Origin of the sequence: Neobacillus oceani, from assembly GCF_046237595.1 — a bacterium.
Taxonomy (GTDB): domain Bacteria; phylum Bacillota; class Bacilli; order Bacillales; family Cytobacillaceae; genus Bacillus_D; species Bacillus_D oceani.
On the sequence record NZ_CP143543.1, the window covers coordinates 1,529,846 to 1,555,351 of the forward strand.

Consider the following 25,506-nt stretch of genomic DNA (forward strand, 5'->3'; position numbering starts at 1 on the left):
TTGTGTTATATTTTGGATATACAGAGTAAAATACAATATTGGGGGAAATGGGATGAGAAAGCCGGTAATTGGGATTACTTCTGCCTACGTAAAGCATAATGAAAATATGGAAGGCGTCTATGTCCATCACGATTATCATAAGGTTGTAGCTGCGAATGGGGGAATACCGATCATTCTTCCATACATCAGCCCGGAAATGGCGCTTGACATGCTCCCTCTGGTTGATGCGGTTATCCTCAGTGGCGGCGAGGATGTCAACCCGGATTTGTATGGGCAGGAGCCGCATCGTAATTTGGGCCCTACCATTCTTGAACGGGACTTGGCCGAAATTGCCATCGCGAGGTATGCGATTGAACATGATATTCCGTTGCTCGGCATCTGCAGGGGCAGCCAAATCCTAAACGTTGCCCTCGGCGGGACATTGATCCAGGACATTCCGAGCCAGATGCCTGAATCAATCCAGCATGGGCAAAAGATTGCAAGAAACAAGGATTCACACTGGATTTCAGTCTCTCCCGACAGCAGGCTGTTTCAAATTTTCGGTACCGGCCGGGTTAGGGTGAACAGCATTCACCATCAGGCGCTGGACATAGTGGCCGATGATTTGAGCGTTGTGGCGCGGTCGGCGGATGGCATTGTGGAGGCGGTTGAATACGCAAAGCCTTCCAGATTTACGATTGGCGTCCAGTGGCATCCGGAATCGCTCGCCCCAACTGATGAAGCCATGAACCGGCTATTCAAGGAATTTATCGCTTGCAGCGTGAAGGTTCCTGTTTTTTAAAATATAAAGTCGAAATCCCAGGAGACGGTATAAGGCCGTTTCCTGTTTTTATTTTTTTGAAAAGTAAAAGCAGGCGTCGGGACAAGGGTGGTGGAGATAAAGAAAAACATGTCGTGCCAGTTTAATTAAATGGAAATCCTTCATCATAAAATTTTCTGTCTTTTCTGATTTTAAATGGCCGAAGCAAAGGATTTTCCACCATCAATGTAGAATAATAGAATAGATTGGTTCTATTACTAGAAAGGAAGTCCTGTTTTTGTAACCTTTTTTCCCAGGTCTGAATCAAATAAAATAAAGAGGGCTTCCTGGAAAGGCCCTTACAGAGAAGCGGCTGTTGTTTGCTCAGGGGCCGAATAGATAGGCTAATTACAGTTTTTTTCTATGTACACTTGCTTAGGCGCTTTGCATTAATTCTCTGGGAGGGAACAGGGATGAAGGATAAAATCAAAAGGTGCATCAAATGCAAGACACAGCTTACCAATTCGTCAAAGGTTTGTTTCCGTTGCGGAAGCATCAATCTGGAAAAAAAGGTACTAACGGCAAATGGCTAAGGAGAACTTTTTTAAAATTATAATACTCATTGTCACGACAGAGAGATGAATAGGGGATTATATGTTCATTAAGTTACCGCAGAAATTTAACAAATAATTTATCTATGAAAAAGGAGCCCGATTTCTGATAATCGGGCTCCTTTTCGATTTTTCAAGAGAAATTCCTACTAGGCGCTACTCCTTAACGACCGGAAGGACAACGTGGGATGGATAAGTTTTGTTGCTTAGTATGGTTGCTATGCCGCCAAGCTGGTTTAGAAGATTTGGTACAGGCGAAATCGAATGCGGGAAGTCGCTTGGACCTATAGCGACGCGGAGCCTGTGCCCTTCTTTTATAACAAAATTTGAAGGGAAAATTTCAACGTTCAGTTCCATGACTTCTCCCGGTTTGACCTCCCTTACAGTGGCCTTCGTGAATGGATGCCATGGCTGGATGTTTTGCCCATCCAAAAACCTGCTTTTCCTTTCATCCACTGCCCGATGGGAGGCGGCGAGCCAGCCTGCCGTTATTTCCTTCGAGCTTCCATCTGGCGCGACATCTGTCAGCCGGACAGACAGGACAAGTTCCCTGGCTGTTGTTTTTGCGAAGATATTCGCGGCAATTGGCCCGGATACCATGAGGTCTGAGCTTGCGGGTGCAGTCGTATAGGTGATCTCCGTCAATTCGGTCAGGCGATTGTCCTTTGTACATGGAATGGCGCTTGGCGTACCAGCCATCCATTGATTTGTACTGCCAGAGCATATCCCATTCAATGGCTGTTGTAGCATCGACTTGGAAGGTTCAAGCAACGCAGGGGTGTCTTTCGTAAGAAGATTTCCCGCCCGCAAGTAATATTTTTCAGCTGCTGTTTTCTGATGTGGCCAGCCAGGCTGGACGATAAATTTATCTTCTCCAATTACGTATTGTGTGACGTCCGGAATTTTGTTGATGTTCGTGTTAATCCCCATCAAGTACTGGTCGAACCACCTAAGCGCGATTTGATCGAGGGCAGGGACATTGCCATCAGGAAGGCCGCTCCCATAATCCCCGTGCGTCCAGTTCCCCATGAGCAGCTTCGTTGTGATGCCGTTGGCCCTTAGTTTTTCATAAAGAAGGGGCGTTCCCCGCTGGAATAAATCATGAAGGCCGCCTGTAAAAAATGCAGGTACGTTGATTCGGTCTGCCACAGTGATTGGAGACCGAAGCCATGATTGCGGGCCGTCATACGCAAATTCCCCTCCAGTCAAGACGGAACTTAGGGTACTGGCAGGAAACCCTGTCGTTTGCCCGGCATGGCTTATCAACAGGGTGGAAGCCATGATCGGCTCTGAAAGTGTGTATGTTGGCGGAAGCAAACCGCTTCCGGTTACAAGGCCAAGCCAGAGCGGAATGAAGCCTGTATTAACGAGGCCGCCCGACATCAGGATGTCCCGGTACATGTCGGCCATCGGGACAATCGGAAAAATAGCCTTCAAACCGTCCGGCTGATGTGAAGCGGTTAGAAGCTGATTAATTGCCCTGTAGGATGAGCCGTACAGTCCAACTTTTCCGGTGCTCCACGGCTGGCGGGCCGCCCATTCGACAAGCTCTTTTCCATCGAGCTGCTCCGCTTCGCCAAAGGAGTCCCACGTGCCCTGGGATGTACCGGTCCCCCTGACATCGACAACCATGTGGGCATAGCCGCGCTTAATAAAGTATTCGTTTAAATTTTCCTTATTGCTGACATTTTTATTATAAGGGGTTTGTGTAAGGATGACAGGGAATGGGCCTGGCCCGTCCGGGAGATGCACGTCTGCTGTGAGGATGACTCCATCGCGCATCGTGATAAAGAGGTCTTTTATTGTTTTATAGCCTGAGAATTGCTCCGGCCGGTCATAAATTGTTTCCTCCCATTGGTGCAAACTCGCTGTTGGCTTTGCAGGGGAGGTTCCTTTTGAAGAAGCATTGCTTAAGGCGGGGCTTGCTAAAAGCGCAAACATCAACAACAGTGAGATACATGCACGGATATTTCTCCACTTCATAGCCGTTCCTCCTTTATTTAAAAAGCTTACATTAATAGTAGGCAAGCGGGCTGTATTGTTAAATACTGTAAAGGTACTAAATAGAAGGGTACTTATGGAGTATTTTGCAAATTTACACGCTGGTAGTGTAGAAATGTGGCGAGAAAAAATCGAAGAGGCCATGGGAAGTGGAATTACGTAAGGCAGAGGATCCTATCTCTTTTACAAAATAAAAGAGGCAGAGGATTCTGTCCTCTGCCTCACTTTAAATTAGATTGCTTTTTTCATACTAATGCTTTTTCCTTCTTTTCGGCGTTCCCTGTACTCAGCCGCCGCTGTGAACAGGACGTCAGTTGAAGAATTGAGCGCTGTTTCAAAAGAGTCTTGGAGGACGCCGATGATAAAGCCAACGCCAACGATTTGCATTGCAATATCGTTTGGAATCCCGAACAAGCTTGCAGCGAGAGGAATCAGCAATAATGAGCCGCCGGCTACTCCGGATGCGCCGCATGCGCAAATTGCTGCAACTACACTAAGAATGATCGCTGTTGGGATATCAACCTGAATTCCGAGTGTATGGACAGCCGCGAGTGTTAAAACGGAAATTGTTACAGCAGCACCAGCCATATTGACGGTTGCGCCTAGCGGAATAGAGACGGAATACGTATCCTTGTCCAATCCAAGCTTTTCGCAAAGTCTCATATTTACAGGAATGTTGGCAGCAGAGCTGCGTGTAAAGAAGGCGGTAATCCCGCTTTCGCGTACAACTTGGAAAACCAGCGGATATGGATTCATGCGGGCTGTAAAGTATACGATCAGCGGATTGACAATGAATGCGACGAACAGCATGCAGCCGATTAAAACGGCCAACAGTTTGCCATAGCTCAACAAAGACTCAAGGCCACTTGTTGTGATCGACTCAATAACTAGGCCCATGATGCCGAGCGGAGCCAATTTTATTACCCATGTAACAACTTTTGTTATAGCATCGGAAAAATTGGAAATAAGTGTTTTGGTTGTATCCGGAGCATTGCGCAGGGCAATCCCCAGGACGATTGCCCAGGCAAGGATTCCGATATAGTTCGCATTGAAAATGGCTTTTACAGGATTGTCGACAACGTTCAGAAGCAAGGACTTCAGGACTTCGACAACTCCACCCGGAGCCGCCAAATCCTCCGCGCCTTCTGCAAGTGTCAAGCCCACAGGGAAGATAAAGCTTACAATTACCGCGATTAATCCAGCAAGGAAAGTTCCCAATAGATAAAGGACAATGATTGATTTCATATTCGTTTGTTGGCCGCTCTTATGCTGTGCGATGGCCGCCATGACCAGGAACAGAACCAAAATTGGCGCGATTGCTTTCAGGGCGCCTACAAATAATGAACCTAAAATAACTAAAGGCTTTGCTGCGCTGGGAATCGCAACAGCCAGGATGATGCCAACCACCAAACCGATGATGATTTGCTTGACCAGGCTTAATTGATTCCACTTCTTAAATAGACCTTTCATATTCTCCCCCCGTTTGTGCGAATTGACTTGCTGCTTCTTGATGATAGCCTTTAAAGCTATCTATGAATAACTTTAATTTAGATTATTATATTGAAAATTTAGAAATATTACAATGAGGAAAATCACTTTGTCCGAAAGAAACATGGAAATAAAACCTTTAAATTACATTTGTTCAATAAAAAACCATTAATATTTTCGTTAATATAAAGATTCAGGAGCCTACCCGTGATTCCTGAGCCTGTTCATTTCTGTACTTCTTTTATTATTTCAATATAAAAGAGAATGGGATTCATTAAATTTTCGAAGGTGACATGCTCATTTGTTCCATGCATTCTATTTACACCGTCCAGGGTGATTTGGACCTGAAGGAAACGGTAGGTATCTTTTGCAAATCTGCTATAATGCCGGGCATCCAACATTTAAATATTAAAATATTGTGTAAATTATATTTTTATAAAGAAGGGATTTTTTAGCGATTTGCCTAAATATCATTAAATAGGATGGTAGGAAAAGAATGGAGGGAATGAAGTATATGTCAAGTGCAGCTGGAACGTATATTGAAGTCGAACCGGGAGTGGAGTTGTTTGTCCAGGAGGCTGGGAGTGGGGATCCAATCGTTTTCATCCCTGGTTTTACGTTCACTACAGAAGTATTTTCTGCGCAGATGGAGCATTTTTCAAAAACGAACCGTACGATTGTTTTTGATCCGAGGAGCCATGGGCGTTCTTCAATAACGCTTCATGGGAATGATTATGTAACCCATGGATCTGATTTGGCCGCGGTCATGGCAGCATTGGAACTTGAGAACGTTACTCTTGTAGGCTGGTCGTTCGGATGTTTAACCATTTGGGAATATATTAGGCAGCATGGGACAGAAAATATCAAGTCGCTAATATTTGTGGATATGCCGCCAAAATCATTATCGATAAACCAGGAGACGGAATGGGTAGAGGGAACTCTTGATGATATTGGAGGAGCTTACAATGCGTTCCTTAGGAATCCAATGGGGCAAAGGGAGTTTATCAATGGCTATACAACCGGCGTCATGATTCAAAGGGAGTTAGGGGAAGAAGAACTGAACTGGATTGTTGAACAATCCATGAAAACTCCATATTATATAGCCGCGAATTTGTTTGCCAGTGGGATGTTCTCAGACTATCGTGAAGAAGCAAAACGTGCAGGCAGCTCTGTTCCTACTCTCAACATTGTTGCTGAGCATTGGGCAGATAAGGCAAATGAATACCTCCAAAAGCTGACTCCGAATGCAAATGTAAAGGTTCTCGGAGGGCACATGATGTTTTGGGAGCATAGCGAGAAGTTTAACGAAATCGTTGCCCAATTCCTTAGCGGCCAAAAGTAGGAGAGGGACGTTCCTGCTGGATCAAAGGAAGAGGAAATGGCAGGAGGCAGTGTTGCCTCCTGCTTTTTTCAAACTGGTTGGCAAATTCTCTTTGGAAATATTCCTGCAGGCCATGAAAAAAGAAAAAGGGGAAACCGTTTGGAGAGTGGTCAGTTTTTCTTCCTGTCATTTTACAGCCTTCTTTGGAAGTGTCGAAACAGTTTATCAGGGTGCAAACTTACATAGAACGGGAAAACATCTGGCTTGTGCGATGAAAAATTAAAGGATAGGAATCTCGGAAAGAGAATAAATACAGTAAACACTCGGGGGAGGAAGAAGGCTTTGGCGTTTCATGAGTATAAAGATTACGATGGACTTGGGTTGGCTGAGCTTGTAAAAAAGAAAGAAATTCACCCAAGGGAGTTGGTGGAGGAAGCAATAAAAAAGATTGAAATGCTGAATCCCAGTTTGAATGCGGTCATCAACAAAATGTATGAAAAGGGGCGTTTGGCGGCAGAGGAGACGAGCGATGATGGTGCATTTGCGGGAGTTCCGATGCTCATGAAAGATATTACACAGGAAATTGAGGGAGAGCCGTTGACTTCCGGATCCCGGTCGTTGCAGACCTACAGGGCAAAACGGGATTCGAATTTTGTACGGAAGGTAAGGGAAACAGGCGCAATTTTCCTGGGCCAGACAAATGTTCCGGAATTCGCTTTGATGGGCATAACGGAACCTGTCCATTATGGACCCACTAGGAATCCATGGAATGATGACCATACACCGGGCGGATCGAGCGGGGGCTCGGCGGCAGCGGTTGCTTCGGGAATGGTTCCTATTGCGGGAGCGAATGACGGAGGAGGGTCCATTCGAATACCTGCTTCCTATTGCGGTTTGTTCGGAATGAAGCCTACAAGGGGAAGAACGCCTGTAGGGCCATCTTTCGGAAGGCATTGGCAAGGTGCTTCAGTCGACCATATACTCTCCAAATCCGTAAGGGACAGTGCAGCCATGCTGGACGAACTTGCTGTAAATGAAAAAGGGGCAGCTTTCCTTGCTCCTCCAAATAATGGATCCTATCTTGAAGAGGTTGGCATTTCGCTTGAAAAGGGGAGGCGATTTGCCTTTTCAGTGAGTTCGCCAATTGGCACGGAGGTCGATTCGGAATGCAAGGAAGCAGTTTATAAAACTGCAAAGCTGTTGGAAGGAATGGGGCATCATGTCGATGAAGTGCATGCACCCGTCAATGGGAAAAAGATCGCAAACAGTTATTTAATCCTGTATTTCGGTGAAATTGCAGCAACACTGGCCTCCCTTGAAGATACTCTCGGCAGAAGAACGAGGTTCAGAGATGTCGAACCAACCACTTGGCTGCTTGGGCTTTTAGGAAAAGCCACGACCGCTGAGGATTTTGTCCTTGGACTCAGGGAATGGGATCGGGCGGCATATCAGATGGAAGAATTCCATGAAACCTATGACTTTTACATAACTCCAACGACAGCGTTTCCACCGGCAAAAATAGGCGAATTGGAACCCGGGCCCGCTGAAAGGATGGCGATTCAGATAGTTGGGAGGTCAGGAATGGGAGGTGTCCTCAAAAAAATAGGGATTGTCGACCAGCTTGCCGAGAAAAGCCTGATGAGGACCCCTTTTACCCAACTGGCGAATTTAACTGGCCAGCCTGCAATGTCCGTACCGATGCACATGACAAAAAACGGTCTCCCATGCGGCGTTCAATTTATGGCGGCCAAAGGAAAAGAAGACACTCTATTCCGGCTAGCAGGCCAGCTCGAGCAAACGAGCCAATGGATAAGCTTGAAGTGAGTGAAGCAGGGGAATTTCCTCTGCCTCACTTAATCGCCCTTTATGGTACAAAACCAGGACGTCCGGCTTGCTGTTCTTCGTTGATGACCATCTCTCCTCCAATCGCTTCAATTGCGGCGCCGATCGATTGGAGCCAGTCACCGGTGATGGCAATTCGCTGGGCCTCTGGCAGAACACTTGGTGCCCGCAGCGTCACTTCTTTGGTTACACCTATCGACTCCACAATTTGCCCAATCATCTGAATCACAACCCCGGTGGCCAGCGTTTGCTCTCCTTCTGTTTTTTCACTTAAAGCTAATAGCTTTAAGACGAGTATTGCTTCCATTATTTGCCCAATTGCCTGGATCCAAATCGAGATTGCGATTTGCTTTTCAAGAGTTAATTTAAGCGCCTCAAGTTCTTTCTCCTGAACACTCTTTTCTTTCTGTTTTGTTGACTTGGCATACTCCATTTAAGACACCGCCCCGGCAATGATACTTTTAATGTATTCAACAGGCGTCTCAATTGTTTGAACAGTAACTGATATTCTGGTTGGTAATCTTTCCGGAAAAACTTTTTTCCATTAAAAAAGTGAAGCCGAAATGGCTTCACTCTTTATCGTTCACAGGCGTAGTTGTCTTTGTCCCTGTCCATTTTTGCCTGATAGGCTGGATGCGTCGATGGCACGCCGTTCGGATACTTTTTCCTTAACTCCGTACAGTTTTTGAAAAACTCGGATTTCGTTCCGGCGGGTGGTGTCGTTGCAGTTGATTTAGCAGGCTGGGACGCAGCGGGCTTAGGTTGTGAAGTGCCTTGTGCGGACGATTTCGGATCAAGGTCGCCTTTTGTTGTCCCGTTCGGCCCATATGTCCATAGCCCCTTATTGTTTTGGCGCGCCTCCCGTGCGAACTTCACGAAGTAATTGCTGTATTTTACGTCAGGAGGGTAGGTGGAAGGTTCCGCGTACCCGTTCAGGACGAGCTCTGCATTGAACATTTTCGCGCGGATTTCCTTTTCGTCCATGTCATTCGTTGGGACAGCTAGCCAGATGATGCGAAGCAGGCGTCCGTACCGGTCGGTATCGCTCACATCTTTTTGGATCCAGATTTGTTTCCCATTTAATCTCGATTTCGTATAATCGCTTGCTTCCTTGCCGTAGGGTTCGTGCCTAGTCGTTGACTCCGGCGTATTTACTCCGACGAAGCGGATTTTCCTGCCGTCGGTTGTATGGATTGTATCCCCGTCTACTACACGGCCAACGGTAACCTTTTCAAGTGCAAGGGCGGCAACGAGCGCATTTGTTTTTTCTTCCTGCGCTTTCGCCTCAGTTTCAGCTTTACGTTTCGCTTCCGCTTCAGCCTTTGCTTTTTCCTCAGCCTGTTTTTTCGCTTCTGCTTCGGCTTTTGCTTTCTCTTCAGCTAGTTTTTTTGCCTCAGCCTCAGCTTTTGCTTTCTCCGCTTCCTCTTTGGCCTTTTCCTCAGCGGCTTGTTTTGCTAAAAGTTCTTCCTTGTCTTTTTCGTCCGCTTTCTCTTTATCTATAGCGGCTTTCTTTTCGCCAGCATTCTTGTCAATTTTTACAGCTGGCTTGGAAGAGGCCTGGCCCTCGGTAGCCTCGGCAAACGTCCCGACAAGAATAAAGGTCAAAACGACTCCCGCTGTCACGAACAACCAGGGTTTTTTAAAATAAACCTTGCCCTTTGACTTCTGGTGGCTCAGCCAAAAACCTGCCCCGTAAACAGCCACGCCAATCAGAGCGATTGGTGCCGCAGTCGTAAGGATCAACAAAAACAACAGCAGCAAAATCATCATAATGGTCTTAATAAGCTTCAACTTCTCTTTCCCCCTAATAATCATTCGCTACCAATTATACCAATATTTTTAAGTTAGATATGTTGGTATTTAATGGTTTATAGGGAAATAAGTTACTTCGTCAAGCAACAGTGGATCGATGAAAAATCCTATTAATAGAAAGAACCACTATAAACCGGCAATGGATATGCGATATTTTTTTACAAAGAAGGGTCTAACAAACGTTTTGTGGAACTTAAATAATGAAACGCCTATGGAAGGGAGGAAAGCAGCTTCATGCGGCAATCAGACTATGCAAGAGCAAAATGGGACAAGAAGCATAAAGAGCGGTTGGAGGACATGGCGGACCCTTTGCCAAATGAGAGGTTGAAAAACCTTACTCCGACTGTTCTGGGAGGGACTGCACTTGACCTCGCTTGTGGCCTAGGCGGGAATAGCCTGTTTTTGGCAGAACAGGGTTACGTGGTTGAAGCTGTCGATATTTCGGAAACAGCCATTGGGTTTGTACGGGAGCTCGCTATGAAGAGGGGATTAAATGTCCATGCCTCGGTTATGGACCTGACCAATTTGGAAAATTTGCCGTTTAAAAATGGCACCTATGACCTCATTGTGATTACGAATTATTTGGACCGTGCCTTGTTTCCTTATCTGAAACGCCTTTTGAAGGAAGGAGGCCATTTCTTTATGGAGACGTATTATGATTCTCCTAATAAGGCAGGTGGGAAGGTTTCAGAACAATTTCGGCTTAAGCCGAATGAACTGCTGGAGCAATTTGGAGAGTGGGAGGTTCTCTTTTTTGAAGAAAGTGAACTAGAAGGGCGGCAAATCATTTTTTGTAGAAAGCCCGGTTTGTTATGATGATGATAAGATTACTACATATTGGGAGGATGGTTGGGAATGGTACGTAAGACGCGGCTTGGGAGGACGGAATTAGAGGTGAATCCGATTGGCATGGGAACGAATGCGGTCGGGGGGCATAATATTTATCCGAATATCGATGAAACGGCAAGCTTTGACATGATCCGGGTCGGTTTGGAAAATGGCCTCAATTTTTTCGATACTGCATACTATTACGGATTGGGGCGGTCCGAGGAAATTATCGGACAGGTGGTAAAAGAGGCAGGTAAACGGTCGGAAACGGTCATTGCCACAAAAGCTTCCTATACATTTGCCGGGAATGAAGTTGTCCATAACAATGACCCTGCATTTTTGACCCGTTCCGTCGAGGAAAGCCTAAAACGCCTACAGTCGGACTATATCGATTTGTTTTATATTCATTTTCCGGACAAGGATACGCCAAAGGACGAGGCGGTCGGAGCGTTGAAGCGGCTGAAGGATGAAGGGAAAATCCGCGCGATCGGCGTCTCCAACTTTTCACTTGAGCAGTTGAAGGAAGCAAATAAGGATGGCTACATCGATGTTTACCAAGGCGAATATAATTTGCTGAACCGCAGTGCCGAGCAGGGCTTATTTCCATATTTCCGCGAAAAAAATATTTCATTTATCCCTTATTTCCCGCTAGCAAAAGGGCTTTTGACCGGGAAGTACGACAGGAATACAAACCTTGAAGGGAAGCGCGGGAAATTTTTCGAGAAGCAAACCTTTGAGGCAGCTTTGGAAAAAGTAGATAAGGTTAGGGAAATCGCTGAGCAAAAGGGAGCGGATATTGCAAATGTCATTCTCGCCTGGTATTTGACACGCGATGTCATTGATGCGATTATCCCAGGCGCAAAACGTCCAGAACAAGTTCTGCATAACCTGAGAACTTTGGAGGTCGGCTTAACGGAAGATGAAATACGCCAAATCGACCTTGCGTTTAGGGAGTAGGTTTAATGGCTTTAGCTTCGATACTGACACTATTATAGGCTTTATGGTTGGAGCCCCAACTGCACCTTGCATAAAACGAAAAAGGAAGGCACGGTAAAAGGCCTTCCTGGCAGACTGTAGACAAACTCGAAGGTCCGGGTTTGCCTACAGTCTTTTTTATTTCACCAGGAAATTTTTAAAATGAAACCTTGTGGATAACTCGAAATAAGTTATTGTAATCCAGCTCCACAAGGAAAGCTACCGCAGCATAGCATCGCACGAAGGAAAAGTTTTTTTCTTTTCCGAGGAGCGCCTAGCCAGTTTTCATCCAGAAAAGGCATCGTTGAGTATCTTGTAACAAATCTTCGCTTGATAAAGCGATGATTTGTTACAGCTCGAGGTCATAAGCCGGTTCCCTCCGGAGGGCAGGCCTTGTAAAAGTCTGAATAATAAAATTTTATCTTCGGTCGGTTATAAGTAACATAAGCAAAAGGAAGGCCCATTATAGGCCTTCCTTGGAAAATTAAGCAGATGCCGGTTTGAAGTTAATATGCAATTCGAGAAGAGTTTTGCTTGCCGCGGCAATTGCTTGATTCTGCGCGTTTATTTTCGCATAAACCGATAATGAAGCTTCTGTATTCCCGTGTTTTTTGACATATTCATCGAGCTGCTTTTTCAGTCCAGCAAGCTGGACGGAGCTTGTGGCAAGTTCGCCCGTCATGCTCACGTAAAATTCAGCTTCTGCTTTTGCAGTAACAGGAGTGGTTGCTGCTTTAGCATAAAAATCGACGATTGCCTTCGAATTTGCAGCAACTTTTGCTTCGACTTTGGCCACCTCGCCGGAAATCACGGCTACTTGTTTCGCTGCTTCAGACTTCAGGTACTGGCTGTGCAATTCGTCAAGCTTCTTTTTCAAAGCGGCATTAGCCGTTGTTTGGACGGTGATTTTTGCATAAATGGCAGCCGACACATCGTTCTTCCCGGTCACCTTGACTTGAGCGTCAAGCTGCTTTTTTAAAGAAGACAAGAGGACTGCATGCGCATGAATGTCGCCTGCCGCCTTTTTGTAAAAATTAGCTTCTTCTATTGCGGGGACCGATGTGCTTGCAGCTTTCGCATAGAAATCCGAAATATTCTTAGAAGTGGCTGAGAGGTTTGCTTCTGCCTTCAGCACTGCTTCATTGATCGAAGCCAGCTGCTTTGCGGCCTCTTTTTGCAGATACTGGTTGTGCAAATTATCCAGGTTCTTTCTCGCCACGGCAATTGCCTCATTCTGTGCCGCTATTCTTGCATAGAGGGCTGTCGTTGCATCTGTTTTGCCGGATGACTTCACTAGACTATCGAGCTGCTTTTTCGCATTAGCAAACTCGTTAGACACAGAAGTTAAATCAACCGAGGTTTTCTTATAAAATTCCAACTCAGCCTGGGCCGTGACAGGAGTGGTTGCCGCTTTCGCATAGAACTCGGCTGTTGCCTTTGAAAGTACAGCCACTTTTGCCTCAGCCTTTAGCACGGCTTCATTGATCGAAGCGAGCTGCTTTGCGGCTTCTTTTTGAAGGAACTGGCTGTGCAAGTCATCCAGGTTCTTTTTTGCAACGGCAATAGCAGCATTCTGAGCGGTGATACGTGCATAGAGCGCTGTCGTTGCATCTGTCTTCCCATACGACTTTACTACCCAATCGAGCTGCGTTTTTGCATTCGCGAGCTCTTTTGATGCGGAAGCTAAGTCAGCTGAGGCTTTTTTATAGAAATCCAATTCTGCCTTGGCCGTAACAGGCGTGATGGCCGCTTTCGCATAGAACTCAACCGTAGCTTTCGAAATAGAGGAGACTTTTGCTTCAGCTTTCACGACATTTTCCTGAATGGAGGCAGTCAGCTTGGCCGCTTCTCTTGCTTTATCCGCATTTATAAACTGGTTGTGCAAATCAGCAAGCTTTTTTTGTTCTATGGAGATTACATTTGTTTGCGCTGTAATTTTAGCGTAGGCCGCGATGACTGATTCAGTTTTTCCATATTTTTTGGCCACCTTGTCGACCTGGGTTTTCAACGCTCTTAGTTGGTTGCTGTTTGCCTTCAATTTGCCCGATGTGCTCGAGTAAAATTCAGCTTCGGCTTTTGCCGAAATTGTACCGGTTGCCGCTTTCGTATACAGCTCGGCCGTAGCTTTTGCCAGTTTGCTCGTGCTTGCTTCTACCTTTGCGATATTCTTAAGGGTGGAAGCAAGGCGCTTTTTTGCTTCTTTATCCTTGGCGGACGCCTTGACTGTGACGGAGGCCGAAACCTTTACGTTGGATTTTTGTCCTGCGGTAGTTGCCGAAACGTTCGCTACGGAACTGAATGCCAATCCAAGAGCAAGGGCAGGTACTGCAATCTTCAATGACTTTTTCAAATGTAAAACCCCCTAACCGAATTTACCATACGTTTCGGTGGGTGGAATTTCTTTATGTGGGTAAAAATGTGAAGAAAGTGTATTTTATGGAAATTTATTTTCCTGTTAAATGGAGCACAAGCTTCTACGGCAATATCCCAAAAGCTTTTCTGAAACACTGTCTTCACGAGCAAAACACCAATATCAACGGAGAGTCAAGGGTATACTATATTTGACGATTTTTTTTAAAAAGGGGAGGGGACCGATATGGGCATTGTCATCGTGGATATATGCCAGAGCAACCGTATCAACGTGCTTGATATTGAAACGATTCTTGAATCGGAATACCCGGAAGTGTCTGTCCTCCAGAATGAGTGCCTGTCCTTTTGCGGGATGTGCGCGAGGAGTCCGTTTGCAATTGTGAATGGAAAGAGGGTTTTTGCCAAAACTCCTGAGGAATGCCTTGAAAAAATCCGGAGGCAGATTGAAAAGGAGCTTGAGTTTTTTAAATGAAGCCGAGCAGCCCGCTAGATGGACGGAACTCGGTTATTACATTGGAATTCGCGGAAATTTATTAAGTACTGGCTTTTTAAGGCTGTATTGAAAAAAGGCGATATTTTTTATACAATGTTTTTATGCCTTTTGGTATAAAAATATCCATACGCCGAATACTGGCGTTATTTTAGATAGGAGTAAGGAAAATGACAACACATCCATATAGAGTTTTGCTCTATTATAAATATGTCCATATTGACAATCCGGAGGAATTTGCAGCCGAGCACCTGTCGTTTTGCAAGGAGCTAGGTTTAAAGGGACGTATCCTGGTTGCCGAGGAAGGCATCAACGGCACGGTTTCCGGTACGGTTGAACAAACCGATGCTTATATGAAGGCGATGCGGAAAGACGAACGCTTTGCCGATATGGTTTTCAAAATCGACGAATCGGATACACATGCGTTTAAGAAAATGCACGTCCGTCCACGTACAGAGCTCGTTACCTTAAGGCTCGAGGATGATGTTGACCCGAATGAACTAACCGGCAACTATTTGGAGCCGAAGGAGTTCTTTAAAGCGATGCAGGATCCGGAAACAGTTGTAATCGATGCCCGGAATGACTACGAGTATGACCTGGGCCATTTCCGCGGCGCTATTCGCCCTGACATCAAGGCATTCCGTGACCTTCCTGACTGGATCAGGGAAAATAAGGACCAATTCGAAGGCAAGAAAATCCTCACCTATTGCACAGGCGGCATCCGCTGCGAGAAATTCTCGGGCTGGCTGAAGAAGGAAGGCTTTGAAGATGTCAGCCAGCTTCATGGCGGTATCGCAACATACGGGAAAGACCCTGAGGTGAAAGGGCAGCTGTGGGACGGAAAAATGTATGTCTTCGACGAAAGGATTTCCGTGCCGGTCAACCAGGTCGAACATGTTGTTGTCGGGAAGGACTATTTTACAGGTGAACCATGCGAGCGCTATGTAAACTGCGCCAACCCCGAATGCAATAAGCAAATCCTTTGCTCCGAGGAAAACGAGCACAAATATATGCGCGGATGTACGCACGAGTGCCGTGTCCATCCACGGAACCTTTATGTAAAAGAACATGGTTTGACCGAGGCGGAAGTTGCCGAGCGCCTAAAAGAGCTTGGTGAAGAAGCGCCTGTCCACCATGCTGGTGAATAAAAACACAATGGGACGAACCTTTAACCGGTTTGTCCCTTTTTTATTACGGGATATAAAATTCGTTCAGCCGCAGAGGCGGATTTTGTTCGGCTAAATCATCCAATCGATTCAAGAATCTCGTTCGTTGTGGTGATGGTCGCAAACTCCTTATGAAGCATCGCCAGTTCAATTTTGTGGATATCTTCAGCGGGATGCTTTACGTTGTCAGGGCCGGTAATTTCGAACGCTGCGGTTGCATCCGAAACGAGGAAGTTCGTATACCCCAAATTGCCGGCCATCCGTGTTGTCGTTGAAACGCAATGTTGGGTCGAAAAGCCGGTAATCACAAGAGTTTTAATCTGATGCCCTTTTAAAAATTCCTCCAAAGCGGTTCCGATGAACGCGCTGTTGACGTTTTTCGTGAACACTAACTCGCCTTTTAGTGGCCGGATGGGCTCCTTGATTTCAATATTGACGCCATTTTTGTAGTTCAGCGGTGAATCGGGTAGCAGGGAGAGGTGCTGCGAGTAAACAACAATCCATTCCCGCTTCCTCCATTCTGTTAGAAGCCTATTAATATTTTCCTCTGCCTCGGGATTGTTCCGCTCTCCCCAATAAGGGTCGTCAAAACCCTTTTGGACGTCGAGGACGAGCAGAGCCGGTTTATCGAATAGTTGTGGCAAAAAAGTTCCTCCTTATCTTATGGTTCTCTGGAATATAGGTTTCCTCCGGCCATAAAAAAACATGCCCATTCGGCATGCTGAAGGTTATCCACCATCTTCAACTTTGCGTCTTTTCACTGCTTTTTAATAAATAATGGAAGGGACAGCTTACGGGACTAGATTCGTTATCCCTGAGGAAGTATTGTTTCCATTCAAAATTGTTTTCATTTCCGTACGTATTCAAATCCGGGTGTATTGGGGCGCTATCATAAGCGACAAGTCGTTTCCGGATATCCGCCTTGATTTTCACGGCGCGAGCCTCCACCGAATTAAATTCCACCAGAACGGACCTCGGGGTTATGGCGAGCATTAGATAAGGAAAATGCCTGCTTTGCCTCTGTTGGTGAGCGGGCGTTCCGCAGTATACGAAAAACTGCTCACCATTAAAACAGTACTCCCATAATGGATTGCCGGCATCTGACGGTATATGGGCCGGCCATTTGCCGGAGTCAAGTAAGGAGCACTCCTTCATCTGTTCCCAAAAGAGCTTCTCATACTGTGCAACACTTAAAATATCCCGGTCAGTATCTTTATAAAATAGAACGAGGGAAGTATACTTTCCATATTTTCTATAGCTCTTTGCATATTCTCCAAGCGCCAGCGCCAGTTTGGAAGTGGAATCGGCCTCCTCGGGGTAAGGAAGAAATCCGAATCTGAAGTGCCCGAGGTGCTGGCCAATCGTAGCTGGTATGCAAGGGAATGGCTTTTCCTCATTGCTTATCTTTTCCGAAAATTTCTGTACCGCATCCTTTTTCCATGGCTCCATCTCAAGCCGGACGACTTCCTCTTGCTTATATAAAACCATACATGGCCCTCCTCTCCTCATTAGAGTATTCAGGGACCTTTTCGGAGTGAGTCGGCAAGGCTTTTTTAAAGGCATCAGAAAAAGAAAGTATGAACTTTAAGGTAGATTAGCAAAGGGTAGCAAACGGCCGGATACAACGGTAAGCTGGATGCGTACACAGGAGTTTTTATACTTATTAGTTGAAAAAGTAAGAGGACAGTTTTATAATCAAATCGTATAGAACTAAAACTACATAAAAGGGGATATTGAAATGGCTAAATACGAACTACCTGCATTGCCTTATGCAAACGACGCGCTTGAGCCTCATATCGATGCGCAAACAATGGAAATCCACCATGATCGCCACCATGCGACATATGTCAACAACCTGAATGCGGCTCTTGAGGGCCATGAAGATCTATCCGGAAAAACAATCGAAGAGCTAATCGCGAACCTTGATGCTGTACCGGAAAATATCCGCACGGCTGTACGCAACAACGGCGGCGGCCACGCGAACCACAGCCTGTTCTGGACGCTTCTTTCGCCAAATGGCGGCGGTGCCCCGACTGGCGAAGTAGCGGATGCGATCAACGAAGCATTCGGAAGCTACGACAAGTTCAAGGAAGAATTCACAAAAGCCGCAACTACACGCTTCGGCTCAGGCTGGGCATGGCTAGTTGTCGACAACGGCAAATTGGCGGTGACAAGCACGCCGAACCAGGACAGCCCGCTGATGGAGGGCAAGACTCCAATCCTCGGCCTTGACGTTTGGGAGCATGCTTATTACCTGAAGTACCAAAACAAACGCCCTGATTACATCGGAGCATTCTTTAATGTAATCAACTGGGATGAAGTGAACAAGCTTTATTCCGCAGCGAAATAAGAAACAACAAAAAAACACTTTTAGGACGGGGCTTCCCCGGCTAAAAGTGTTTTTTTATTTATTTACGGTAAACTCGATTCTAAATCGGCAGTGGTCATCCTCGTCCGCTTTGCAGCTAACCCGGTTGATGTTTTCCGTCTTAAGGACATTCTTCAGCATTTGCGTTTCGCACTTGCACGCTGTTTTGTAATGGTTGGCAACCGCAAGGATGGGGCAGTTGTATTCGACCAGCTCGTATGTGTGATCGTCAATTTTCGTGGCAGCCGCCATATAGCCTTTTTCATTTTGCAGGCTGACAATTTCCTTGATTTTATCCGGATTCGATTTGTCGCCGATTTTCCGTGAATACTCCTCTGTCAGGCGCTTCTCCCTTTTTTGGAAAAGATCTTTTACGGCGTCTTCCCCGTATAATTCCTGGATATCCTGTAGGAAATCAAGGGTAATCCCTTCATAATTTTTGGGGAATAGAGCTTCTCCTTTAGCTGACAAAGAATAGATTTGTAGAGGCCTGCCCATTGGCTGCCTAGCCTCGCGTGAATTGACCAACCCATCCGTTTCCAGGGCATTCAGATGCTTCCGAATTGCCATATGGGTGATATTCAGATGGTTTGTAAGAGATACGACCGTCATGCTGGTTTCCTTCTTTAATAATTCAAGAATTCTTTCCTTAGTTGGTTTCCTTAGCTCCACCATCCTCATCACCCCTCTCTGTTAAAACCCGCAGACCGGCTCACAGCGTACGGTTAAAATCAACTAATTATACAATAAAGTATAAAAAATGGAAAGGGAATGGGAACTGTGGCCTGAATCGAAGTCTTTCTTCAAAAAGCGGGCATTTTTGGATTTTCAGTAAGGAAAAAACGTTGGTTAATTTATTTAGGCAGTCGAAACAATATTGACAAATGGAAGAACGTTTATTAATTTCAGAAAAGGGGGATAATTCGGAAATTAATTTATTGTACCTTCCATGTCTCAACAGCTATTTGAGTAGAAGCGTACCCGGACTCCTTTTAAAGGCTTAAGTGAATGTTTTTAAAAGAAAACGAGGGAGATGAGAATGAATGCTTTTATCCATTCCGAAATCGGAGATTCTTGAAAGGCAGCGGAAGTTTATCTCGCAGCTGGGCCAGAGGAACGCGGATTGCGCGATTTTGTTCAGCGTGACCGATATTTTTTATTTGACCAACTTCCACTTTCACCCAACCGAGAGGCCGATCGGCTTTTTCGTGGATCCGTCCCATAAGACCCATCTGTTTGTCCCGGCGCTTGAGCATGAGCATGCAGAGGAGTTTGCTGTTGTTGATCACGTCCATTCGTATCCTGAATATCCGGGGCTTCGCCATCCGATGGAATATTTGAAGGATGCTTTGACCGAATCAGGCTTTTCCGGAAAGGCTGTTGGCTATGACGCGATTGGATACGGATCATCGATGGGATATCGGGGGCCGGCCGTAAGTGATTTTCTTGATGCAGAGTTTGTCTCTTTGAAAGGGCTAGTGGAAGAAATGAGGTTTATTAAGTCTCCCGCAGAAATTGAGTTAATCAAGGAATCATGCCGCTGGGGGAATCTCGCCCACCGCCTTCTGCAAAAATATTCAAAGCCGGGATTGAGTGAAATCGAGATTACGAGCAAGGCTTCCACCGAATCAACGATGGCAATGATTGAAACGCTAGGGAAAGACTACCGCCCTCATGGAAGGACAGCTTACGCGATCTTCCGTGGCCAGATCGGGGAAATGTCCGCCTTCCCTCACGCCGTGACCCAAAACCTAATTTTGAAAAAAGGGGATACACTTGTAACCGGCGCTGCGGCTGATGTATGGGGTTACCACAGCGAATTGGAAAGAACGATGTTTGTCCAGGAAGCCAGCAAAGAGCAGGAAAAGTATTTTCATATCATGTATGACGCACAGGAGGTCGCATTCGCGGCAATCAAGCCTGGCGAACCGTGTTCCGTTGTCGAACAGGCCGTTCAAAAGTTCTGGAAGGAGTCGGGGGTCGAGCATCTAGTCCAACACCATACGGGACATGCAATAGGACTTTTGGGACACGAAGCGCCATTTTTTGATCTCGGCGACCAGACGATCATGCAGCCGGGCATGGTATTTACCGTAGAACCCGGAATTTATGTCAGGGGCCTCGGCGGGTTCAGGCATTCCGACACCGTCCTCGTAACTGAAAACGGCATGGAAATGCTGACGTATTATCCAAGGGACTTTGATTCGATGATTTGCTATTAAACTATATTTTTTGTGGAGGAGAGAATCTTGAAGATTACTCTCTTTCTTTTTGGCATTGGTTGAGCAAAATCCGGAAAGGAAGTCACTCAAATCCAGATAAGTGACATTGTTTGGGCAAAATCTGAAAAGGAAGTCACTCAAATCCCGTTGAGCGACATTGTTTAGGCAAAATTCGAAAACGAAGTCACTCAAATTCGTTTGAGCGACAAAGATTTGCCGAAATCCAGAAAAGGTGTCACTCAAATTCGTTTGAACGACAAAGATTCGCCGAAATCCCAAAAGGAAGTCACTGAAATCCACATGAATAATAAGAGATTTATAAAATCAATACCGATTCCAAATGCATTGTTGTTTAATTTTCTGAATTATCGGAGTATAGTTAAGGTTGATAGCCTATGACAACACGGGAGGTAGGAAAAATGTCAAAAGAGTTGAAGCTGGCCGAGGAAAATCCAGTTGAGCTGATTTCCGAACATGTAAAAGGCATTTATGAATCGCTTGTAAAAGATGCATTCGTACAGCAAGGGTTGGATTTCCTGGAGCATGATAATGATTATACGACAAGCGAGCAAATTTCAATAACCGAGATTCCGGCACCTACGTTCGATGAGTCGGTTCGGGGTTTGGACTACAAACGGAGATTAATCGGGTACGGCCTTCAAAATGTAACGACTGATAAACAAGGGAACGTATTTGGGATCCGGAAAGGGAGCGGCAATGGGCCAACGCTTGTTGTGTGCGCCCATCTCGACACCGTTTTTCCTGAAGGGACCGATGTGAAGGCGAAGCAGCGGGATGGAAGGATTTACGCGCCGGGCATTGCCGATGATGGCCGTGGGCTAGCGGCTGTCCTTACACTGCTTCGTGCTTTTGAAAAATCAGGCATACATACTGTAGGAGATATCCTATTTGGCGCGACCGTTGGGGAAGAAGGCCTTGGCGACCTGAACGGAGTCAAAGCATTGTTTGAAAATAACAACGGCATTGATGGTTTCATTTCAATCGAACCGGGAAGCCCCGAACGGATTACGTACCTTGGCACCGGAAGCCGGCGCTATCATATTACGTATACTGGTCCGGGCGGGCACAGCTTCGGGGATTTTGGAAAGCCAAGCGCAATCCATGCCTTGGGCCGGGCAATTGCGGGGATTAGTGATATCGAGACCCCTGCTGAACCGAAAACAACATTTACCGTTGGGACGATTAATGGAGGAACATCGGTCAATACAATTTCGGCCAGCGCCGAGATGCTCCTTGATTTACGTTCTGTCTCACCTGATGCCCTTGCCGAGCTTGAGGACAAGGCACTTGGAATTGTAAGGGAAGCGGCTGAGGCCGAAAATAGGCGTTGGGATACCGACTCAATCCGGGTGGATAGTAAGCTTGTCGGGGACAGGCCCGCCGGTTCTCAGCCCGAGGACAGCATAATCGTTCAGGCGGCAATGGCCGCATCCTCCTCGCTTGGCTTCGATCCTATATTGAACGGGCCGGTGAGCACTGATTCCAATGTTCCGATCAGCCTTGGCATCCCTGCGGTTACACTCGGAGGGGGCGGAGCGTTCGGCGGCTGCCATACCCTCGAGGAATATTACGAGCCAGCCGGCGCATATCAAGGAGTGCAAAATATCTTTTTAACTATTCTCGGTCTTGTCGGCGTCGAAGGGGTAAGCCAGCCTCTTTTGCCGAGGCGGTGATAGGAGGGGGAGACGGATTAATCGCCGCCTCTCCTTTTTGCATTATGATTCCAAGGATGATTCTATCACCAAATCTTTTTTTAAAAGAATATTTAGAAAACTAGAAGGGATTAGTGCTTCGGGTGTCGAAATATTTATTGGCATATTTTAAAAAGGGGGCAGGTTTATGGCCAGGCTACAGTTAGAGGATTTGAAAAACTATACGAAGGAGCAGGTGCCGGGGGCGTTTGAGATTTTAAAAGAGTATTTAAGGCTGCCAACGATTTCTGCCCAAAATACAGCGATTCCGGAAACGGTTGCTTTTGTTGTGAGAATAATCCAGGATGCGGGCGGTGAAGCCCAAGTTCTCGATGACCTTGGGGGGAATCCGGTTGTTTACGCCTTTTTCCCAGCGGGAGGAGGCGGAGATGCTGAGAAGACGCTTTTGTTCTATAACCACTACGATGTCCAGCCGCCGGAGCCGCTTGAGGAGTGGCATTCCGAACCGTTCAACCCGGTCATTGTCGATGGAATCCTCTATGCGCGCGGCGTAGCGGACAATAAGGGCGATCTTGTCGCAAGACTTACAGCCATCAACGTGCTGCAAAAAGCGGAAGGCGGACTTCCATGCAATATTAAATTCCTTATCGAAGGCGAAGAGGAAATCGGCAGCCCGAATCTTGCGCCATATTTGGAAAAATACAAGGATTTGTTTGCGGCTGATGCGTGTATTTGGGAGTTTGGCGGAAAGGATGGCGAAGAGCGGATCAATATGGTCGCCGGCATAAAAGGGATGGCGTACCTCGAACTTTCCTGCACCGGTGCCGATATTGATATGCACTCGTCCGTTGGCGCCTATGTGGATAACGCGGCTTGGCGGTTGGTCCAGGCTCTTGCTACAATGCGGAACGAACGGAATGAGATACTGGTAGAGGGCTTTTACGACGGGATTATCCCGCCGACGGAAGAAGAACTGGAGGCGGTCAGGGCGCTTCCATTTGATGAAGAGGCAACAGCAACTCTTTACGGCCTAAAGCGTCCGCTCATTACAGCTACCAAGGGAGAGGACCCGCGAGAAGCGATGGTTTTCCATCCAACAATGACGATTTGCGGACTGGAAAGCGGCTATACCGGGGAAGGTTCGAAAACCGTCCTTCCGAAAAGCGCGAAAGCAAAGGTTGATTGCAGGCTCGTTCCGGGCCAGGATCCGGACCATATCCTGCATTGTGTTGAAAAGCATATGGAAAAGCATGGCTTCCATGACGTAAAGGTTACATCACTGAACGGACAGAAAGCATACCGTTCGGATTATAACCATCCATTTATTCAGCATGTTATCGCGACCGCCAAAGACGTGTACGAAGCTGGATGTGTCCTTGCGCCGAATTCCGCTGGTACAGGGCCAATGTATATTTTCGGCGAAATGCTTCAGTTGCCAATCGTCAGCACCGGGGTGGGTTGGGTGAAATCAAAGGCGCATGCGCCGAATGAATCGATCCGCCTGGCGGACTTCGAACAGGGAATCGTCCATATGGCCCATATGCTCACCGGATTCCCGGAAGCCATGAAGCTCGCCTCCGAAACCATCGAAGCTTAATTTTACAGACGCCCGGCGGAAAAAGTTTGTGTCGAAGAGGAAATCTACATCCAAATAAAAAATAGTTTTTAATAGAAAGGACCTAACCAAAATGACAATAGGAATACAGCCATTTTTGCATGTCCGGACGGCGAAGAAGCCGATTTACCACCCGGAGGGCACGAAAATCAGTTTCATCACCGATTATACCGGCCTTCCACAAGTGTGGGAGCTCAGCATGAATGGCGGCTGGCCTTCGCAAAACTCGTTTACGGAAGAAAGAATTATGTTTGTCAGCTACATAGCCGGAACATCCAAACGTATTATCGGAATGGACGCCGGAGTGAACGAAAAGCAGCAGCTGTTCCTGTTGAATGACGATGGAACCCTTGTACCGCTTACCGATTCTCCTGACCATATCCATCACTATGGCGGAAGCTCCCCAGATGGAAGCTGGATTGCGTGGGCGAGCAACCGGAGGAACGCGGCACAGTTTGATATATATATCCAAAACCTTGAAACATTAGAATTTAAAAAGATTTTCGAGGGGGATGGCATGTATCATGCTGTTAAATGGTCCCCTGATGGCCAGTCCCTCCTGATTGACAGAGTCAACACGAATCTCGATAATGACCTCGGCCTCCTCAATCTTGAAAGCGGGGAAGTTTCCTGGCTGACTACCCATGAAGGTGAAGCGAAATTCGAAAACCCCGAATTCAGCAAGGATGGAAAGGATATTTACGTTTTAACAAACAAGGATCGGGAATTCGCTGCCTTGGCCGCCATTAAGGTTGCCACGAAAGAACTGGCGTGGCTTGACGAGAGGGAATGGGACCTCGAAGGGCTCGCGATTAGCAAGGATAAGAGCGTCCTTGCCTATACGGTGAATGAAGGTGGGATTTCCAAAGGAGTTCTTTATCATCTTGAACCCGGCTCCATTGAAACATGGGAAACACCGGCCGGAGTGATTACAGAGCTTTCTTTTTCACCGGACAGCAAAAAGCTGGCATATGTGCTGAACGGCGCGACCCAGCCATCCGATATATGGGAGCTGGAAATAGAATCGAAGAATACCAGAAGGCTAACCTTCGTATCGAGCCTGCCGGTTGTCGAGGAACAGCTCATCGCGCCAGAGTTAATTACATTCACATCGTTTGATGGCCTTGAGGTGCCGGCATTTTATTACCGGCCGAAAAACGCCGAAGGGAAGCTGCCGGTCGTGGTGTTTGTCCATGGCGGTCCGGAGTCGCAAATCCGCGCGGTCTATAATCCGTTCCTGCAATATTTCTTGAGCCGAGGGTATGCGGTGTGCACGCCGAATGTGAGGGGAAGCACCGGGTACGGGAAAAGCTATTCCCACCTGGACGATGTTAGGAAGAGGATGGATTCGGTCAAGGATCTCGTGGCGCTTGTCGAGTGGCTGAAGGAGGAAGGAAACGCCGATCCCGATAAAATTGCCGTCATGGGGAGGAGCTATGGAGGCTTCATGGTTCTTGCCGCCATTACCCATTATCCGAAGCTGTGGGCAGCGGCAATCGATATCGTCGGGATATCAAGCTTCCGGACGTTCCTGGAAAACACCAGCGTTTGGCGCCGCAAGTTAAGGGAAGCGGAATATGGCAGCATCGAAGCGGATGGCGATTTCTTTGATGAAATTGACCCGCTGTACCGGACGAAGGACATTGAATGCCCGGTCATGATGCTCCACGGTGCGAACGACCCGCGTGTGCCGATCGAGGAAACCGAGCAGATGGTCAATGAATTGAAAGCCCGGAACCATCCGGTCCAGTACATCCGTTTCGAGGATGAGGGCCATTTCTTTGTAAAATTGAAAAACAACATTACCGCCTATACTGGCGTCGCCGACTTCCTTGACGAACACATAGGGAAGGCCGCGATAACCGCCATGTAAATAAAGACAGAGCATATCAGCAAAGTAGGAAAACAACCCTATCTACCGTTTGAAGTTCACAGCCCCCGCGAGGAAACTAAGCGGGGGTTGTTTTTTAGAAAAAAATGTATAA

21 protein-coding genes are annotated in these 25,506 nt (G+C 46.7%); 13 read left to right on the top strand and 8 right to left on the bottom strand.

The genetic code is table 11. The annotated features are described in order from the left end of the window. Positions 1 to 52: 52 nt before the first annotated feature. Entirely contained in the window at positions 53 to 781 is a 729-nt protein-coding gene (locus tag V1499_RS07700; RefSeq protein ID WP_409275160.1) for a gamma-glutamyl-gamma-aminobutyrate hydrolase family protein, read from the top strand. A 725-nt stretch (positions 782 to 1,506) separates the two neighbouring features. On the opposite strand, the gene V1499_RS07705 is transcribed toward V1499_RS07700, so the two are convergent. Further along, positions 1,507 to 3,333, bottom strand: a complete 1,827-nt coding sequence (locus V1499_RS07705) for a CocE/NonD family hydrolase (RefSeq protein WP_409275162.1) — start codon at positions 3,331 to 3,333, stop codon at positions 1,507 to 1,509. 249 nt (positions 3,334 to 3,582) lie between these two features. Further along, positions 3,583 to 4,821, bottom strand: a complete 1,239-nt coding sequence (gene sstT, locus V1499_RS07710) for a serine/threonine transporter SstT (protein ID WP_409275164.1) — start codon at positions 4,819 to 4,821, stop codon at positions 3,583 to 3,585. 532 nt (positions 4,822 to 5,353) lie between these two features. Here sstT and V1499_RS07715 point away from each other — a divergent pair. Genes V1499_RS07715 through V1499_RS07725 form a run of 3 tightly spaced genes read left to right on the top strand, consistent with a single transcriptional unit; the run spans position 5,354 to position 7,984 of the window. Next, positions 5,354 to 6,181 (top strand): alpha/beta fold hydrolase, encoded by an 828-nt coding sequence (locus V1499_RS07715; RefSeq protein WP_409275165.1) that lies wholly within the window; start codon positions 5,354 to 5,356, stop codon positions 6,179 to 6,181. Positions 6,182 to 6,233: 52 nt separating this feature from the next. Beyond that, positions 6,234 to 6,443: a hypothetical protein gene (locus V1499_RS07720; RefSeq protein WP_409275167.1), complete on the top strand. Its 210-nt coding sequence runs from the start codon at positions 6,234 to 6,236 to the stop codon at positions 6,441 to 6,443. A 59-nt stretch (positions 6,444 to 6,502) separates the two neighbouring features. After that, positions 6,503 to 7,984 (top strand): amidase family protein, encoded by a 1,482-nt coding sequence (locus V1499_RS07725; protein ID WP_409275169.1) that lies wholly within the window; start codon positions 6,503 to 6,505, stop codon positions 7,982 to 7,984. A gap of 40 nt (positions 7,985 to 8,024) precedes the next feature. Here V1499_RS07725 and V1499_RS07730 read toward each other — a convergent pair whose 3' ends face one another. Then, on the bottom strand, positions 8,025 to 8,435 hold the full coding sequence (locus V1499_RS07730; RefSeq protein WP_409275170.1) for a DUF6944 family repetitive protein: 411 nt from the start codon (positions 8,433 to 8,435) through the stop codon (positions 8,025 to 8,027). 143 nt (positions 8,436 to 8,578) lie between these two features. After that, a complete protein-coding gene (locus V1499_RS07735) occupies positions 8,579 to 9,793 on the bottom strand; it encodes a thermonuclease family protein (protein ID WP_409275172.1) in 1,215 nt (404 codons plus the stop codon). A gap of 255 nt (positions 9,794 to 10,048) precedes the next feature. Between V1499_RS07735 and V1499_RS07740 the strand changes: the two genes are divergently transcribed. Next, positions 10,049 to 10,630, top strand: coding sequence for a class I SAM-dependent methyltransferase (locus V1499_RS07740; RefSeq protein ID WP_409275173.1), 582 nt, complete (start codon positions 10,049 to 10,051; stop codon positions 10,628 to 10,630). Positions 10,631 to 10,669: 39 nt separating this feature from the next. Next, positions 10,670 to 11,599, top strand: coding sequence for an aldo/keto reductase (locus tag V1499_RS07745; RefSeq protein WP_409275175.1), 930 nt, complete (start codon positions 10,670 to 10,672; stop codon positions 11,597 to 11,599). Between the two features lie 502 nt (positions 11,600 to 12,101). On the opposite strand, the gene V1499_RS07750 is transcribed toward V1499_RS07745, so the two are convergent. Further along, positions 12,102 to 13,967, bottom strand: coding sequence for a hypothetical protein (locus V1499_RS07750; RefSeq protein WP_409275177.1), 1,866 nt, complete (start codon positions 13,965 to 13,967; stop codon positions 12,102 to 12,104). Positions 13,968 to 14,213: 246 nt separating this feature from the next. Here V1499_RS07750 and V1499_RS07755 point away from each other — a divergent pair, with 246 nt between their 5' ends. Continuing rightward, the gene (locus tag V1499_RS07755; RefSeq protein ID WP_409275179.1) at positions 14,214 to 14,459 is read left to right on the top strand and encodes a DUF1450 domain-containing protein; all 246 of its coding nucleotides are present in this window, start codon (positions 14,214 to 14,216) and stop codon (positions 14,457 to 14,459) included. Between the two features lie 188 nt (positions 14,460 to 14,647). After that, positions 14,648 to 15,625, top strand: a complete 978-nt coding sequence (locus V1499_RS07760) for a rhodanese-related sulfurtransferase (protein ID WP_409275180.1) — start codon at positions 14,648 to 14,650, stop codon at positions 15,623 to 15,625. A gap of 95 nt (positions 15,626 to 15,720) precedes the next feature. On the opposite strand, the gene V1499_RS07765 is transcribed toward V1499_RS07760, so the two are convergent. Both V1499_RS07765 and V1499_RS07770 read right to left on the bottom strand, forming a co-directional pair. Beyond that, entirely contained in the window at positions 15,721 to 16,287 is a 567-nt protein-coding gene (locus V1499_RS07765) for a cysteine hydrolase family protein (protein ID WP_409275182.1), read from the bottom strand. A gap of 97 nt (positions 16,288 to 16,384) precedes the next feature. Beyond that, positions 16,385 to 17,131 (bottom strand): YqcI/YcgG family protein, encoded by a 747-nt coding sequence (locus V1499_RS07770; RefSeq protein ID WP_409275183.1) that lies wholly within the window; start codon positions 17,129 to 17,131, stop codon positions 16,385 to 16,387. A 250-nt stretch (positions 17,132 to 17,381) separates the two neighbouring features. Between V1499_RS07770 and V1499_RS07775 the strand changes: the two genes are divergently transcribed. Beyond that, a complete protein-coding gene (locus tag V1499_RS07775) occupies positions 17,382 to 17,993 on the top strand; it encodes a superoxide dismutase (RefSeq protein ID WP_409275185.1) in 612 nt (203 codons plus the stop codon). A gap of 54 nt (positions 17,994 to 18,047) precedes the next feature. Here V1499_RS07775 and V1499_RS07780 read toward each other — a convergent pair whose 3' ends face one another. Beyond that, positions 18,048 to 18,686, bottom strand: a complete 639-nt coding sequence (locus V1499_RS07780) for a helix-turn-helix transcriptional regulator (RefSeq protein WP_409275187.1) — start codon at positions 18,684 to 18,686, stop codon at positions 18,048 to 18,050. Between the two features lie 368 nt (positions 18,687 to 19,054). Between V1499_RS07780 and V1499_RS07785 the strand changes: the two genes are divergently transcribed. The 4 genes from V1499_RS07785 to V1499_RS07800 all read left to right on the top strand — a co-directional run bounded on the left by V1499_RS07785 (position 19,055) and on the right by V1499_RS07800 (position 25,394). Beyond that, on the top strand, positions 19,055 to 20,233 hold the full coding sequence (locus V1499_RS07785; protein WP_409275189.1) for a M24 family metallopeptidase: 1,179 nt from the start codon (positions 19,055 to 19,057) through the stop codon (positions 20,231 to 20,233). A gap of 419 nt (positions 20,234 to 20,652) precedes the next feature. Next, positions 20,653 to 21,927 (top strand): M20/M25/M40 family metallo-hydrolase, encoded by a 1,275-nt coding sequence (locus V1499_RS07790; protein WP_409275191.1) that lies wholly within the window; start codon positions 20,653 to 20,655, stop codon positions 21,925 to 21,927. Positions 21,928 to 22,093: 166 nt separating this feature from the next. Then, the gene (locus V1499_RS07795; RefSeq protein ID WP_409275193.1) at positions 22,094 to 23,503 is read left to right on the top strand and encodes a M20/M25/M40 family metallo-hydrolase; all 1,410 of its coding nucleotides are present in this window, start codon (positions 22,094 to 22,096) and stop codon (positions 23,501 to 23,503) included. A gap of 91 nt (positions 23,504 to 23,594) precedes the next feature. Continuing rightward, positions 23,595 to 25,394, top strand: coding sequence for an alpha/beta fold hydrolase (locus tag V1499_RS07800; RefSeq protein WP_409275195.1), 1,800 nt, complete (start codon positions 23,595 to 23,597; stop codon positions 25,392 to 25,394). Positions 25,395 to 25,506: the final 112 nt, after the last annotated feature.

Coding starts and splice junctions, on each gene's coding strand:
- V1499_RS07700 (WP_409275160.1), top strand. CDS start 53: ATGAGAAAGCCGGTAATTGGGATTACTTCTGCCTACGTAAAGCATAAT.
- V1499_RS07705 (WP_409275162.1), bottom strand. CDS start 3,333: ATGAAGTGGAGAAATATCCGTGCATGTATCTCACTGTTGTTGATGTTT.
- sstT (WP_409275164.1), bottom strand. CDS start 4,821: ATGAAAGGTCTATTTAAGAAGTGGAATCAATTAAGCCTGGTCAAGCAA.
- V1499_RS07715 (WP_409275165.1), top strand. CDS start 5,354: ATGTCAAGTGCAGCTGGAACGTATATTGAAGTCGAACCGGGAGTGGAG.
- V1499_RS07730 (WP_409275170.1), bottom strand. CDS start 8,435: ATGGAGTATGCCAAGTCAACAAAACAGAAAGAAAAGAGTGTTCAGGAG.
- V1499_RS07740 (WP_409275173.1), top strand. CDS start 10,049: ATGCGGCAATCAGACTATGCAAGAGCAAAATGGGACAAGAAGCATAAA.
- V1499_RS07745 (WP_409275175.1), top strand. CDS start 10,670: ATGGTACGTAAGACGCGGCTTGGGAGGACGGAATTAGAGGTGAATCCG.
- V1499_RS07755 (WP_409275179.1), top strand. CDS start 14,214: ATGGGCATTGTCATCGTGGATATATGCCAGAGCAACCGTATCAACGTG.
- V1499_RS07760 (WP_409275180.1), top strand. CDS start 14,648: ATGACAACACATCCATATAGAGTTTTGCTCTATTATAAATATGTCCAT.
- V1499_RS07770 (WP_409275183.1), bottom strand. CDS start 17,131: ATGGTTTTATATAAGCAAGAGGAAGTCGTCCGGCTTGAGATGGAGCCA.
- V1499_RS07775 (WP_409275185.1), top strand. CDS start 17,382: ATGGCTAAATACGAACTACCTGCATTGCCTTATGCAAACGACGCGCTT.
- V1499_RS07780 (WP_409275187.1), bottom strand. CDS start 18,686: ATGGTGGAGCTAAGGAAACCAACTAAGGAAAGAATTCTTGAATTATTA.
- V1499_RS07785 (WP_409275189.1), top strand. CDS start 19,055: ATGCTTTTATCCATTCCGAAATCGGAGATTCTTGAAAGGCAGCGGAAG.
- V1499_RS07790 (WP_409275191.1), top strand. CDS start 20,653: ATGTCAAAAGAGTTGAAGCTGGCCGAGGAAAATCCAGTTGAGCTGATT.
- V1499_RS07795 (WP_409275193.1), top strand. CDS start 22,094: ATGGCCAGGCTACAGTTAGAGGATTTGAAAAACTATACGAAGGAGCAG.
- V1499_RS07800 (WP_409275195.1), top strand. CDS start 23,595: ATGACAATAGGAATACAGCCATTTTTGCATGTCCGGACGGCGAAGAAG.